Source organism: Halioglobus sp. D3-4 (genome assembly GCF_055809315.1).
Genome location: NZ_CM147907.1, coordinates 1,899,672 through 1,913,156, shown reverse-complemented (window position 1 = coordinate 1,913,156; position 13,485 = coordinate 1,899,672). Strand labels below are relative to the sequence as shown.

Below are 13,485 nucleotides of genomic sequence, written 5' to 3'. Positions count from 1 at the left end.
CTTTGCACACAAATAAATAAAGCCTGGATTCACTCCCTGGCGTTGGGTACACAATGGAAGCGCAAGAATCGAATGGCAGCCAGTGGAAAATACTGCTTGTTGAAGATGAGGCAGATATTGCGGCCTTGGTGAGTCTGCATCTGGAAGACATCGGTGCAGAAGTGTTCCATGTTGATCGCGGTGATACGGCCCTTGAGGCAGCTACAAAATCTGCTTGGGATCTGATGCTACTGGATCTGCGCTTGCCTGGAATGGGGGGGCTTGAAATTTGTCGTATGCTGCGTGAGCAGGGTAACCAGGTTCCCATTCTGATGCTCACGTCAAAATCCAGCGAACTCGATCGTGTGCTGGGGTTGGAGCTGGGCGCTGATGATTACCTAACAAAGCCCTTTAGCCCCCTTGAGCTGACTGCCAGGGTCAAGGCTATTCTGCGCCGCGTATCACAATTTCAGCAGGCCGCTGAGCGCAGTGAAGAACGGGAAACTGTTGTCAAATGTGGTGCGCTGACCGTTGAATCCCGAACGCGGGAGGTGCGGCTTGGTGATGTTAATGTGGATCTCACTTCGAGAGAGTTTGATCTGTTACTACATTTTGTGCGTAATCCCGGCCAGGTATTCAGACGGTCTGAGCTACTGGACAAAATTTGGGGCTATGGGCATGAGGGCTACGAACACACCGTTAATTCACACATCAACAGACTGCGCTCAAAAATAGAAGATAATCCAGCCGACCCCACCCGGATTGTTACCGTGTGGGGGGTGGGTTACAAGTTTTGTGAAGGTCGCGTCGCTTAGTATGAAGCTACGACACCGTCTTTACACGAAAATCGCCTGCACCGTCCTGTGTTTGTTTATGGCACTGACCGGAGTTCTCCTCTATGCCACCAGCAAAACCAGTGAGCGGTACTCCCTGGAGATCACCCAGCGAACCAATCGGGATATTGCACTGCACGCTGCGCAGGACATGCCCCTCTTCGAAAACAACGAAGTCAACCAGCCTGCCTTGAAGGAGCTGGCTCATCATGTGATGTTCATCAACCCGATTGTTGAGGTGTATCTACTTGATTTGGAGGGCAATATTCTGTCCCATGCGTTGCCTTATGGCAGCGTGGAGCTGGACAGCGTAAAGATGGAGCCGCTTCGTCTCTTTCTCGATAACTCGGTGGAACTGCCTATCTACGGCGATGATCCGCGCAATCCCGGAGAGCAAGCCGTTTTCTCAGTCTCGCCGGTCATGTCCGGCGAAGTGCACGCGGGGTATTTGTATACCGTACTGAACGGCGGCACCGGCAAGGGTGTGAGCGAGTCTTTGCAGGGTAGTTATAACCTGCGTGTTGGCGCGCTAATAATCATTGCCAGCTTGTTTGTCGCTGTGGTGATAGGCCTGCTAATTTTTGCGGTATTAACCAAACGACTGCAACACCTGCTGCTGACGGTTCGCAACTATCGCGAGGGTAGCTATGAGGGTCGTATGGCCATTGTGGGGCGTTCGCCACCAAGAGATGAATTGGACGAACTTGGGATCGCCATCCATGAGATGAGCCTGCGTATCGAAAGTCAAATCCATGCGTTGGAGGAAGTCGATAATACCCGACGTGAACTGATTGCCAATGTGTCCCACGATCTGCGTACACCCCTGGCTTCTATGCAGGGCTACATTGAGACCCTCATTGTAAAGGGTGAGGCGCTCAGTGAGGGGCAGCGCAGGGATTTCCTCAATGTGGCGCACAAGCACAGTAAGCGTCTCAATGAATTGGTGGGCGAGCTCTTCGAGTTATCCAAACTGGAGTCTCGCTTCGCTGAGCCAAAGTGGGAAGCGTTCCCTCTAATGGAGCTGGTCCACGACACGGTGCAGGAGTTTTCTCTCAGGAGCGATGAACGTGATATCGACATATCTGCTAAGTGTGAAGAGCCAAACGCTATGGTCTTTGCCGATATTGCAATGATTCAACGGGTGCTGGATAACCTGCTGGATAATGCCATACGACACACCCCTCGCGGGGGCAGCATTAACGTCGCGATTCGCAGTGAAGAAGAACGCTATCGTATCGAAGTCAAGGACACCGGGCGCGGTATATCCTCCCACGATATCCCGCATATTTTTGACCGCTTCTACCGACCCGAAACAGAGTCCCCGGATGCAAGTGAGGGACATGGATTGGGTTTGGCAATTGTAAAGCGCATTCTGGAATTACATCGCAGCACTGTGGACGTCTATAGCGAACCCGATCGCGGCACTGCCTTCGTATTCTGGCTGCCACAGAATAGACTGGCGATATGAGATTCAGGCGGTAACGCCAGCAGAAGGAAGGAATACGGGTAACGTCGGGTCGTCAAAAAGATAGGTGTGTTACCGTTTTATATCAGGCCTGCGCATTGGGCTAGCCGCCTTGATAGGTGCTTTGCAGTCACATTGAGAAAGCCAAAAACACAGGGCATCCAGCGGCTCGAGGAGAATTGGTGCTGGAAATATGGCGCGCCCGGAGAGATTCGAACTCCCGACCAACTGGTTCGAAGCCAGTTACTCTATCCAGCTGAGCTACGGGCGCGTGGAAGAAGGGGGATTATATAGATTCCTGGCCAAGGAGGAAGGCCTGACCCGTCAATATCGCCGGATATCCACGATTTTTTTCAAGGATTTGGTGGTGTCGACGCGTTGTGCGGCCCGTTTTGCGCTCTGAGGGGGGTTCTGCAGAGCCGCCCCAGTGAGCCCACTGAGTAGCTTCGCGCGCGCAGGCGGCCCCAGCGCGCGTCTGGCGTATTCCTTCTCACGCTTTAGGCATTTACTCAGGTATACTATCGCCCACCTAAAGTCAGGTAATTACAGTGTCAGCCAACGAATCCAATACAGAAGCCACAGACAACGGTGATACGGCCAGTGAGACCGCTCCTGAGGGGGCGCTCACAGCGCCCTCCGCAGTGACACCCATGTCTGCACAGGTAGGCGTTGGGCCGCAGCAGGGCGAAATGCCCTTCGCGGTGGTGATGGGTAAAACGCTTACTGAATTCCCCAAGGACCTGTACATCCCACCTCAGGCGCTGGCGGTCTTCCTGGAGGCCTTTGAGGGCCCGCTGGACCTGCTGCTGTACCTGATCAAGCGGCAGAATCTGGATATTCTCGATATCGACGTCTCCCGCATCACCGAGCAGTACATGCAGTATGTGGAACTGATGGATGCGATGCAGTTTGAGCTGGCGGCAGAATACTTGCTGATGGCTGCCATGCTGGCCGAGATCAAGTCGCGTATGTTGCTGCCCCGCGCCAGCGACGTAGATGAAGACGAGGAAGATCCGCGCGCGCAACTTATCCGGCGCCTGCAGGAGTATGAGCGCTTCAAGAAGGCAGCGGAGGAGATAGAGGAATTGCCGCGCGTCGAGCGGGATACATGGGTGGGCAGCGCCGCACCGCCGGAATTGAATCGCGAGCGGCCCGAGCCGCACGTGGAAATGCGCGAACTGTTGCTGGCGATGGGCGAGGTAATGCGTCGGGCAGATATGTTCGCAAGTCACCATGTTGAGCGCGAAGCACTGTCCACACGGGAGCGTATGAGCGAGGTATTGGAGCGCTTGGCTGGCCAGCAGTTTGTCCCTTTTGTTTCACTGTTCAGTGTCACCGAGGGGCGGCTGGGAGTCGTGGTGACTTTCCTGGCCATCATGGAGCTTATTAAGGAATCACTCGTGGAAATCGTGCAGACAGAGATTTTTGGCCCGATCCACGTCAAGGCAAGGTCAGAATAATATGTCGGAAATCGGTTTGGTTCAGATTGTCGAAGGCGCGCTGCTGGCTGCCGATAAGCCGCTGACGGTCGCCAATTTGGCGGAGCTGTTCGAGGAACATGAGCGGCCAGACAATACGGCCATTAAAGAGGCGCTTACCGAGGCGCAGGCGCGCTGTGAGGACCGGGGCTTTGAACTGCAGGAAGTCGCCAGTGGCTTTCGCTACCAGGTACGCCAGTCACTGAGCCCATGGGTGGGTCGCCTGTGGCATGAGCGTCCACAAAAGTATTCGCGTGCACTGCTCGAAACGCTGGCGCTGGTTGCCTACCGCCAGCCCATCACGCGCGGCGAAATTGAAGAAATCCGCGGCGTAGCCGTGAGCTCCAACATCATCAAAACCCTGCATGAACGCGAGTGGATTCGGGTCGTGGGGCACCGCGATGTGCCGGGCCGCCCCGCTATGTATGCCACTACGCGTCAGTTTCTGGATTATTTCAGCCTGAAAACACTGGATCAGTTGCCCGCGCTGGCGGAAATCCGCGACCTTGAGACGCTCAATGCTGAGCTGGGCTTTACCGACCCGGTGCCGGGGCTGGCGCAGGAGCAAGAACAGGGACAGGGGCTAGATTCAGAACAGGATTCAGAGCAGGACTCAGAACAGGCGCAGGGAGCAGATTCTGATTCATCGATTGAGGCTGTATCGCAGCCAGAGTCAGGCCCGGAGGCAGATGCAGATTCGGCGACAGAATCAAACGCGTCGGCACAGTTAGAATCGGAGTCAGGCTTAGCACCGGAACAAGAACCGGAACACTCCAGCGATTCGGAACCAGCGATAGAGGCCGGGTACGGTCCAGGACTGTCCGTCGTCGGAGGTACGGCGCATACGCCGCCCGACAGCGACGATGCCGGTGAGTCCGTTACGCTGGACGAGGCCGTGGATGAACTCGAAGCCCGTGCCGCACAAGCGGAAACTGAACCGGAGTCAGGCACGGAGTCGCAATCAGAATCGCAGTCCGGGTCGGGTGAGCCGGTTGCCGATGCCGACACAGGCAGCGAACAGGCCGCCGATCCAGAGCAGAGTGAGTACACCGACAGCACGTCCTCCAAACCCGAATCGCAGGGCTGACCGGCCATGGCAAAGAAGTCCCATAGGGACGCACCCCGTCTGCAGGAAAAGCAGCCCGCAAGTGCCAGAAGCAAGTCCGCTGACGCCAAGGCCCCCGCGGCAGATTCCGCCGTCGGTGAAAAGCTGCAGAAGGTACTGGCGCGAACCGGCCTGGGCTCGCGACGGGAGATGGAGCGCTGGATCGAGGCCGGTAGGGTAACGGTCAATGGCAAGGTCGCCCGACTTGGCGATCGCGTTGAAGCGCGCGACCGGTTGACCGTGGATGGCCGCCAGTTGGACCCACCACCGGCCGAGGAAGCGCGGTGCATTCTCTACCATAAGCCTACCGGTGAGGTCTGCTCGCGCAATGATCCCGAGGGGCGTCGCACGGTATTCGAGCGTCTGCCCAACCTCAAAACAGGCCGCTGGATTTCCATCGGTCGCCTCGATTTCAACACCTCCGGCTTGCTGCTGTTCACCACCGATGGTGAATTGGCCAACGGCCTGATGCACCCTTCATCCAATATCGAGCGCGAATACATGGTGCGCGTAATGGGCGATGTGCAGGATGAAATGCTCGATCGCATGCGCGAAGGGGTGATGTTGGAGGACGGTATGGCGCGCTTCACCGACATCCAGCAAATCGGCAAGGGCGGCATCAACCGCTGGTTCTGCGTAGTGCTGATGGAAGGGCGCAATCGCGAGGTGCGGCGCCTGTGGGAATCCCAGGGATTGACCGTATCCCGACTCAAGCGCGTGCGCTATGGCGATGTTTTCATCCCCTCCAAGGTCAAGCAGGGCCAGTGGACCGAACTGGAGCGCTCTGAGGTTAAATCACTTTATCGCCTGGCCAACCTGGCACCCAAAGAACAGGCGCGCAGCACCGACAAGGAACGCGAGGTGATGGAGCGCCAGTTCGGCAAGCGCCACGGCCGTGGAGGCCACAGCCGCGGAGCACCGGGTGGCGGCACTCCGAAGAAACGCGGCCGATCATAACTGGTGTTGCAATAATACGCCTGGCACAGGTTAACGCCGGTTCCGATATCCGCATATAAACAAGCTAACGTGCATCAAACGCCTTGCCAGTAACCCCGACACTGTCATCACCCATCAGATAAAGATACGGCCCCATAATGTCCTCCGGCGAAGGATTTTTAGTCGGCTCCTCAGCGGGATACGCCGCCCTGCGCATCGCGGTGTTCGTGCCTCTCGGGTTCAGCGTGTTCACGCGCACCTTGCAGATGTTCTCCAGTTCATCGGCCAGCACCTGCATAAACCCTTCCGTGGCAAATTTGGATACCGCATACGCGCCCCAGTAAGCCTTGCCGGTGCGGCCCACGCCTGAGGATGTCAGTATGATGGACGCACTCGGTGCCTGTTGCAGTAGCGGTAGCAGGTAGCGAGTGAGAAGGAACTGGGCGTTGACATTGACCTGCATTACCTCCGTCCACGCGGCGTAACCGGCGTCGGAGATCGGGCGTCGCTCGCCCAGCAGTGCAGCGTTGTGCAAAATGCCGTCGAGACAGGGGAACGCCTCGCCCAGGCTGGCGGCCAGGTTGATGTAGCTTTCCTCCGTGGCCGTGGACAGGTCCATTTCTATAATCGCCGGTTTGGCGCCGCCGGCGGTCTCAATTTCATCGTACACCGCATCCAGCTTGCTGCCGGTGCGGCCCAACAGTAAAACTGTCGCCCCATGGTTGGCATAAGTGAGTGCGGCAGTGCGGCCAATACCGTCGCCGGCACCGGTGACCAGTATGGTTTTCCCTTCCAGCAGGTCGCTGCGCGGCGTGTAATTGTCGGGGATCAGAAGGCTTGTCATGCGATGTCCTGTTGTTGGCTGCCCAGAATCAGTGCGAGCAGGTCGGTGCTGTGTTGTGCGGCGACATTCGCGCCCCAGCGCTGTGGATCGTCGTCCGCTTCGATATAACCGTAGCAGGCGGCGATGGTATACATGCCGGCGCTGCGACCGGCTTCTATGTCACGCAGGTGGTCGCCCACGTAGATCGCTTCGTGGGGAGCGCAGCCGAGATCGCGACAGTTGCGATAGAGCGACTCCGGGTGCGGCTTGCGGTTGGCAATGTCGTCCGGGCAGACAATGCTGCTCGGCGGCGGCTGGATATCCAGCTTGTCCATCAGCGGCGCGGTGTAGGCGCGCGGCTTGTTGGTGGAGACGCCCCAGGCAATACCCTGTTCCTGTAGGCGTTCAAGCAGTTCCACGATACCGGGATAGGGGGTGGCGAGCGTGCCCAGCACCTCGCTATAGAGTTCCAGCAGGCGCAAGCGGTTGCGCTCAAACTCCGGCGCGTCCTCCTGCATATCCAGGCCCAGGCTGACCAGTGCGCGCGCGCCATTGGATACCGAGGCGCGTATCAGCGCCGGGTCCATGGGGTCGCGGCCGTACTCGGCCCGCAGGGTTTGCACCACGGGGACGAATTCGTCGGCGGTATCCACCAGAGTGCCGTCGAGGTCGAACAGGACAGCGCGCAGTGTTTTCGGGAAGGCGGGTCGCGGTGTCATCAGTTCGGCTTCACCGCGCGTACCATGTAATTGACGCTGACATCCGATTCCTTCAGGCGGTAGCGTCGGCTCAGCGGGTTGTAGGTCAGGCCAGTCATGCCCTCAAGCAGCAGCCCCGCCTCGCGCATCCACGCTGCCAGCTCCGAGGGTTTGATGAACTTGGCGTACTCGTGTGTACCCGCCGGCAACAGTTGCAAGATATGCTCGGCACCGACAATCGCGAACGCAAAGGCCTTGGGGTTGCGATTGATGGTGGAGAAATACACTGAGCCGCCGGGTTTTGCCAGAGCGGCACAGGCCGCTATAACGGCGCCCGGGTCCGGCACATGCTCCAGCATTTCGAGGCAGCAAACGATATCGAACGATGCGCCTTCCTTGGCGGCCAATTGTTCAGCAGTGGATTGCTGGTAGTCGACTTCGACACCGGATTCCAGTTGATGCAGCCGGGCCACGGCCAGTGGCGCCTCGCCCATGTCGATGCCGGTGACGGTTGCACCGCGCTGCGCCATCGCCTCGGCCAGAATGCCGCCGCCGCAGCCGACATCCACCAGCCGCTTTCCGGCCACGGGGGAGTGCTCGTCGATGTAGTTGGCGCGCAGCGGGTTGATCTCGTGTAGCGGCTTGAATTCGCTGCCGCGATCCCACCAGCGTGAGGCCAGCGCCTCGAATTTGGCGATTTCCTGAGGGTCTACATTCAGTTCAGTGCTCATTGTGCTGCGCCTGCGGTTTTCGCGATCCGTTGTTGCCACGCGCTGATGCGGGGCGAGAGTGCATTGAGGTCGACCCGCAATAATTTGCGGTCGGCCATTAAGGGTTGGCCGGCTATCCAGCTGTGGCTCACCTGGCTGCCGTTACAGGCGTAAACCAGCTGTGACAGCGGGTTGTAGAGGGGTTGTGTCTCCGGGCCGCTCAGGTCCACCGCGATCAGATCGGCCTGCTTGCCCGCCTCCAGGCTGCCGATCTGGTCTTCCAGACCCATTGCCCTGGCGCCATTGATAGTGGCCATTGCGAGGGCGTCGGCTGCGGGCAGCGAGGTGGCGTCCTGTGAGTGCAGTTTCGCTAGCAGCGCCGCGCTCTGCAGCTCGCCAAACAGGTTGAGATCATTGTTGCTGGCGGCGCTGTCAGTGCCCAGCGCGACATTCACGCCCTGCGTCATCAATGTGCTGACGCGGCAGGAACCGGATGCCAATTTCATATTCGATTGCGGGCAGTGCACCACATGGGCGCCTGTTTCCGCCAGCAGCGCGATATCCTGGTCACCCAGGTCTGTCATGTGGACACACTGGGTTCTGGGGCCTAGTAGGCCGAGGCGGTGCAGCGTATCCAGCGGCCGCTCGCCGCATTGTTCAACTGCCAGCAGCACTTCGCCTGCGGTTTCGTGCAGGTGTATATGCACGGGGGTGTCCAGCTCGGCCGCCAGCGTCGCAACCTTGGCCAGATTGGCCTCGCATACGGTATAGGGTGCGTGTGGGCCGAATACCACTGTCACCAGCGGGCTGTGCTTGTAGTCATCACGCAGGGCGAGTCCCTTGCTGATGTAATCGTCTGCGTCCTGCCCCCAGGCGGTCGGGAAATCAAAGATAGGGAAGGTAATCTGGCAGCGCATACCCAGTCTCTGCGCAGTGGCTGCGCAGGCATTGGGGAAGAAATACATATCGCTGAAGGTGGTGGTGCCGGAGCGTATCATCTCGGCGATGGCCAGCTCGGTGCCATCGGTGACAAATTCTTCACTGACATGAGCCCCTTCTGCCGGCCAGATGTGCTCTTCCAGCCAGGGCATCAGCGGGGTGTCGTCCGCATAGCCGCGCAACAGGGTCATCGCGGCGTGGCCGTGGCAGTTGATCAGCCCAGGCAGCAGTGCATGTCCGGGTAGCTCGATAACCTGCTTGGCCTCAATGGATTGTGCATCATCACGCGGGAGCAGGGCAGAAATCTTGTCGTCAGTTATCGCAATGCTGTGATTTTCCAGTACCTTCCCGTGGGGCAGTACCGGCACGATCCAGCCGGCGTGGATCAGTGTGTCGACAGTGCTTGGTGGTGAACTCATGTGTCTATTTTCCTGTTTCCCCGCGTAATCCCGGGCGTGTCTGAAGGTGCTGCCCGACAGCTCCAGACCCGCTGGTTGGCGGGAATTGGGCGGCCGGCGCGAAAGTATAACCACAAATCGGGCGAAGCTGCCCTAAAGGCGTCGATTTTCTGCAAAAACGTGGCGGTAGCACCGCAAAATCCCGTATAATCGGCGGTTTGATTTCGGGGCACTACAGCATTGATTCTGAAGTATTTACGCTTAAATTCAGCGTTGCTGGAAAATGGCCCTGTATAAGAATTAACCGTTGTCCTTAAGATGCGTTCGCAGCCAGTCAAGGAAGTTCCAGTAAATGGGTGAATTAGCCAAAGAAATCCTCCCCGTCAATATTGAAGACGAGATGAAGCAGTCCTACCTCGACTACGCGATGAGCGTGATCGTGGGGCGGGCTCTGCCCGATGTGCGAGACGGCTTGAAACCGGTGCACAGGCGCGTGCTGTTTGCGATGAACGAGCTCAGCAACGACTGGAACAAGGGGTACAAGAAATCTGCCCGCGTGGTGGGGGATGTGATCGGTAAATACCATCCGCACGGAGACTCTGCGGTGTACGACACCATCGTCCGCATGGCCCAGCCGTTCTCCCTGCGCTATATGCTGGTGGATGGGCAGGGCAACTTCGGCTCGGTGGACGGTGATTCCGCGGCGGCCATGCGTTACACCGAAATCCGCATGCGCAAGATTGCGCACTCCATTCTGGCGGATCTCGACAAGGAAACCGTTGATTTCGTCGACAACTATGACGGCACTGAACGTATTCCCGCCGTCATGCCCACCCGGGTCCCCAACCTGCTGATCAACGGCTCCTCCGGTATCGCCGTGGGTATGGCCACCAATATCCCACCGCACAACCTCACTGAGGTGGTCAGCGGCTGTCTGGCGCTGATTCGCGATCCGGACCTGACGGTCGACGAGCTGATGGAACACATACCCGGCCCCGACTTCCCGACGGCCGGTATAATCAATGGCCGGGCCGGCATCATTCAGGCCTATCGCACCGGGCGCGGCCGGATTTATGTGCGCGCCAAGGCCGAGGTCATTCACGACGAGAAGCGCGGCAAGGATATTATCCTGATCCATGAGCTGCCTTATCAGTTGAACAAGGCCCGCCTGATCGAGAAGATCGCGGAGCTGGTAAAAGAAAAGAACATTGAGGGTATTACCGAGCTGCGCGATGAATCCGACAAGGATGGCATGCGCGTGGTTATCGAATTGCGCCGCGGTGAAATTGGCGACGTGGTTCTCAACAACCTGTACGCGCAGACGGCGATGCAGTCGGTATTCGGGATCAACATGGTGGCGCTGGTCGATGGCCAGCCCAAGCTGTTGAACCTCAAGGAAATTCTGGAAGCCTTTATCCGCCACCGCCGGGAAGTAGTGACACGGCGCACGATTTACCTGCTGCGAAAAGCGCGGGAGCGCGGGCATATTCTCGAAGGTCTGGCGATTGCCCTGAGCAATATCGATCCGATTATTGAACTGATTAAAGCGTCTCCGAGTTCGGCTGAAGCGAAGGAAAAACTACTTGCGCAGCCCTGGTTGCCGGGCGATGTCACCGGCATGCTCGAGCGCGCCGGCGCCGATGCCTGCCGCCCCGATGAGCTGGAGCCGCAGTATGGCCTGCACGACGGCAAATACCTGCTGTCACCCGCCCAGGCGCAGGCGATTCTCGAGTTGCGCCTGCATCGACTCACAGGTCTTGAACATGAAAAGCTGCTCAACGAGTATCAGGAAAAACTGCGTGAAATCGCGGATTTCCTCGATATTCTCGGCGATCCGGAGCGCCTAAAGCTGGTCATCCGTGAAGAACTGGAAGAGATCGTCACCGAGTTCGGCGACGAGCGTCGCACCGAAATTACCGCTTCACAGCATGACCTGACGGTAGAGGATTTGATCACCGAAGAGGACAGGGTAGTCACGATCTCCCACGGCGGTTACGCCAAAACGCAGCCGCTGAGCGACTATCAAGCACAGCGCCGCGGTGGCATGGGCAAGTCGGCAACGGCCGTGAAGGATGAGGATTTCGTCGAGCACCTGTTGATCGCCAGCACCCATGCGACGATTCTGTGTTTCTCCAATCTGGGTAAAGTGTACTGGCTGAAGGTCTACCAGATACCGCTGGCGGGCAGGAATTCCCGCGGGCGCCCGATGGTCAATCTGCTGCCGCTGGAAGAGGGTGAGCGCGTGACCTCTATCCTGCCGGTGGAAGAGTACACCGAGGGCCACTACATCTTCATGGCGACAGCCAACGGCACCGTCAAGAAAACACCGCTGACAGACTTCGCCCGCCAGCGCAGCGTAGGTTTGCGCGCGCTGCAACTGGACGAGGGCGATGTGCTGGTCGGCACGGCGATCACCGAGGGCGATAGCGATGTCATGCTGTTCAGCTCCGAAGGCAAAGCCGTTCGTTTCAAAGAAACCGATGTGCGCAAAATGGGCCGCACGGCGCGCGGTATCCGCGGCATACGCCTGGGCGAAGGGCACCGCATGATCTCCCTGATCATTCCGCAGGAAGCCGGCATGGTGCTGACAGTCAGTGAGAACGGTTACGGCAAGCGTACCCAGGTCGATGACTTCCCCACCAAAGGGCGCGGCGGCAAGGGTCTGATCGCGATGTCCACCAGTGAGCGCAACGGCGATATGGTCGGCGCGGTACAGGTCTTTGACGGCGATGAGCTGATGCTGATTTCCAATCAGGGCACCCTCGTGCGCACGCGCACCGACGAAGTGTCTGTGCTCAGTCGCAACACGCAGGGTGTGCGTGTCATCCGCACCAAGGAGGGCGAAAGCCTGGTGGGCGTGCAGCGTATTGAGGAGCCCGATGAACTGCCGGAATCCGAATCCGGTGCGGAACCCCAAGCAGGCCCGGAATCTGTCAGTGCCAAACCTGAAGGCACCGAACCTGATAGCACCGAACCTGATAGCACCGAAGACAACGCCGACTGACGCGGCATTCTCCAATCTGTTGAGGACGTAAGTACAATGACCCGCTGCTATAACTTTTGCGCCGGACCGGCATCACTGCCGGAACCGGTTCTTGAAATTGCCCGCGACGACATGCTGGACTGGCATGGCAAGGGCCTGTCATTGATGGAAATGAGCCATCGCAGCGCCGAGGTTGTGGGGGTTGCGAAGCATGCGGAGCAAACCCTGCGCAGCCTGCTGGGGATTCCCGATGACTACGCCGTGTTGTTCCTGCAGGGCGGTGCCAGTACGCAGTTCTCCGCAGTTCCCCTGAACCTGCTCGGCGACAAGGCCGGGGCGGACTATATCAATACAGGACAGTGGTCCAAGAAAGCCATTGAGGAAGCACAGCGCTACGGCGAGGTGAATGTCGTCGCCAGTGGTAAGGAGAGCAATTTCTCCACGATTCCGCCGCAATCTTCCTGGCAATTGGGCGCAGACCCCGCGTATTTTCACTATGTGGCCAATGAGACGATTGGCGGCGTCGAATTCTTCTGGACACCGCAGGTCGATGTGCCGCTGGTGACGGATATGTCATCGACGATTCTGTCGCGTGCGATTCGCGTGGAGGATTACGGTGTTATTTATGCCGGTGCGCAAAAAAATATCGGCCCGGCTGGCTTGACTCTGGTGATCGTGCGGCGCGACCTTCTGGGTAAGGCGCACCCGTTGTGCCCGGCGATGCTCAACTGGCAGATCGCGGCAGATAACGATTCCATGTACAACACGCCGCCGACCTATGCGCTGTATCTCGCCGGTCTGGTGTTTGACTGGCTGGTGGAGCAGGGCGGTGTGTCCGCTATCGAAGTCGTCAACCGTCGCAAGGCGGAGAAATTGTACGCGGCGATCGATGGCAGTGATTTTTACAGTAACCCGGTGGAGATCGCGAGCCGCTCGCTGATGAATGTGCCTTTCATTCTGGCCAATGCCGATCTGGACAAGCTGTTTCTGCAGGAGTCCGAGGCAGCTGGCTTACTCAACCTGAAAGGGCATCGCTCGGTGGGTGGTATGCGCGCCAGTATTTACAATGCTGTGAGTGAAGAGGCCGTGGATGCGCTGATCGCCTTTATGCAGGATTTTGAGCAACGTAACGGTTAAA

Annotated in this window: 11 protein-coding genes and 1 tRNA gene; 7 read left to right on the top strand and 5 right to left on the bottom strand. The window is 58.3% G+C overall.

Going from position 1 to position 13,485, the window contains the following annotated elements:
* Nucleotides 1–53: 53 nt before the first annotated feature.
* Entirely contained in the window at nucleotides 54–794 is a 741-nt protein-coding gene (locus AC0L6S_RS08335; RefSeq protein ID WP_473427958.1) for a response regulator transcription factor, read from the top strand.
* 1 nt (nucleotide 795) lies between these two features.
* A complete protein-coding gene (locus AC0L6S_RS08330) occupies nucleotides 796–2,280 on the top strand; it encodes a sensor histidine kinase (RefSeq protein ID WP_473427957.1) in 1,485 nt (494 codons plus the stop codon).
* Between the two features lie 191 nt (nucleotides 2,281–2,471).
* On the opposite strand, the gene AC0L6S_RS08325 is transcribed toward AC0L6S_RS08330, so the two are convergent.
* Nucleotides 2,472–2,548, bottom strand: a tRNA-Arg gene (locus AC0L6S_RS08325).
* Between the two features lie 379 nt (nucleotides 2,549–2,927).
* Between AC0L6S_RS08325 and AC0L6S_RS08320 the strand changes: the two genes are divergently transcribed.
* Genes AC0L6S_RS08320 through rluB form a run of 3 tightly spaced genes read left to right on the top strand, consistent with a single transcriptional unit; the run spans nucleotide 2,928 to nucleotide 5,817 of the window.
* On the top strand, nucleotides 2,928–3,737 hold the full coding sequence (locus AC0L6S_RS08320; protein WP_473428574.1) for a segregation and condensation protein A: 810 nt from the start codon (nucleotides 2,928–2,930) through the stop codon (nucleotides 3,735–3,737).
* 1 nt (nucleotide 3,738) lies between these two features.
* Complete coding sequence (gene scpB / locus AC0L6S_RS08315; RefSeq protein WP_473427956.1) at nucleotides 3,739–4,842, top strand: SMC-Scp complex subunit ScpB; 1,104 nt, start codon at nucleotides 3,739–3,741, stop codon at nucleotides 4,840–4,842.
* Between the two features lie 6 nt (nucleotides 4,843–4,848).
* Nucleotides 4,849–5,817: a 23S rRNA pseudouridine(2605) synthase RluB gene (gene rluB, locus AC0L6S_RS08310; protein WP_473427955.1), complete on the top strand. Its 969-nt coding sequence runs from the start codon at nucleotides 4,849–4,851 to the stop codon at nucleotides 5,815–5,817.
* A 64-nt stretch (nucleotides 5,818–5,881) separates the two neighbouring features.
* On the opposite strand, the gene AC0L6S_RS08305 is transcribed toward rluB, so the two are convergent.
* From AC0L6S_RS08305 to AC0L6S_RS08290, 4 genes are read right to left on the bottom strand one after another with little or no spacing between them, the layout of a single operon-like run.
* The gene (locus AC0L6S_RS08305) at nucleotides 5,882–6,640 is read right to left on the bottom strand and encodes a YciK family oxidoreductase (RefSeq protein WP_473427954.1); all 759 of its coding nucleotides are present in this window, start codon (nucleotides 6,638–6,640) and stop codon (nucleotides 5,882–5,884) included.
* The gene (locus tag AC0L6S_RS08300) at nucleotides 6,637–7,338 is read right to left on the bottom strand and encodes an HAD family hydrolase (RefSeq protein ID WP_473427953.1); all 702 of its coding nucleotides are present in this window, start codon (nucleotides 7,336–7,338) and stop codon (nucleotides 6,637–6,639) included. Before AC0L6S_RS08300 ends, AC0L6S_RS08305 begins: the two co-directional genes overlap by 4 nt.
* A complete protein-coding gene (gene ubiG / locus AC0L6S_RS08295) occupies nucleotides 7,338–8,048 on the bottom strand; it encodes a bifunctional 2-polyprenyl-6-hydroxyphenol methylase/3-demethylubiquinol 3-O-methyltransferase UbiG (RefSeq protein ID WP_473427952.1) in 711 nt (236 codons plus the stop codon). The genes AC0L6S_RS08300 and ubiG overlap by 1 nt, the downstream gene beginning before the upstream one ends.
* Nucleotides 8,045–9,385 carry a TRZ/ATZ family hydrolase gene (locus tag AC0L6S_RS08290; RefSeq protein ID WP_473427951.1) on the bottom strand — a complete coding sequence of 447 codons (1,341 nt, stop codon included), beginning with the start codon at nucleotides 9,383–9,385 and terminating at the stop codon, nucleotides 8,045–8,047. The genes ubiG and AC0L6S_RS08290 overlap by 4 nt, the downstream gene beginning before the upstream one ends.
* 331 nt (nucleotides 9,386–9,716) lie before the next feature.
* On the opposite strand from AC0L6S_RS08290, the gene gyrA reads away from it, so the two are divergent.
* Nucleotides 9,717–12,368, top strand: coding sequence for a DNA gyrase subunit A (gene gyrA / locus AC0L6S_RS08285; RefSeq protein WP_473427950.1), 2,652 nt, complete (start codon nucleotides 9,717–9,719; stop codon nucleotides 12,366–12,368).
* Between the two features lie 36 nt (nucleotides 12,369–12,404).
* A complete protein-coding gene (gene serC, locus AC0L6S_RS08280; protein WP_473427949.1) occupies nucleotides 12,405–13,484 on the top strand; it encodes a 3-phosphoserine/phosphohydroxythreonine transaminase in 1,080 nt (359 codons plus the stop codon).
* Nucleotide 13,485 lies beyond the last annotated feature (1 nt).

Coding starts and splice junctions, on each gene's coding strand:
- AC0L6S_RS08335 (WP_473427958.1), top strand. CDS start 54: ATGGAAGCGCAAGAATCGAATGGCAGCCAGTGGAAAATACTGCTTGTT.
- AC0L6S_RS08330 (WP_473427957.1), top strand. CDS start 796: ATGAAGCTACGACACCGTCTTTACACGAAAATCGCCTGCACCGTCCTG.
- AC0L6S_RS08320 (WP_473428574.1), top strand. CDS start 2,928: ATGTCTGCACAGGTAGGCGTTGGGCCGCAGCAGGGCGAAATGCCCTTC.
- scpB (WP_473427956.1), top strand. CDS start 3,739: ATGTCGGAAATCGGTTTGGTTCAGATTGTCGAAGGCGCGCTGCTGGCT.
- rluB (WP_473427955.1), top strand. CDS start 4,849: ATGGCAAAGAAGTCCCATAGGGACGCACCCCGTCTGCAGGAAAAGCAG.
- AC0L6S_RS08305 (WP_473427954.1), bottom strand. CDS start 6,640: ATGACAAGCCTTCTGATCCCCGACAATTACACGCCGCGCAGCGACCTG.
- AC0L6S_RS08300 (WP_473427953.1), bottom strand. CDS start 7,338: ATGACACCGCGACCCGCCTTCCCGAAAACACTGCGCGCTGTCCTGTTC.
- ubiG (WP_473427952.1), bottom strand. CDS start 8,048: ATGAGCACTGAACTGAATGTAGACCCTCAGGAAATCGCCAAATTCGAG.
- AC0L6S_RS08290 (WP_473427951.1), bottom strand. CDS start 9,385: ATGAGTTCACCACCAAGCACTGTCGACACACTGATCCACGCCGGCTGG.
- gyrA (WP_473427950.1), top strand. CDS start 9,717: ATGGGTGAATTAGCCAAAGAAATCCTCCCCGTCAATATTGAAGACGAG.
- serC (WP_473427949.1), top strand. CDS start 12,405: ATGACCCGCTGCTATAACTTTTGCGCCGGACCGGCATCACTGCCGGAA.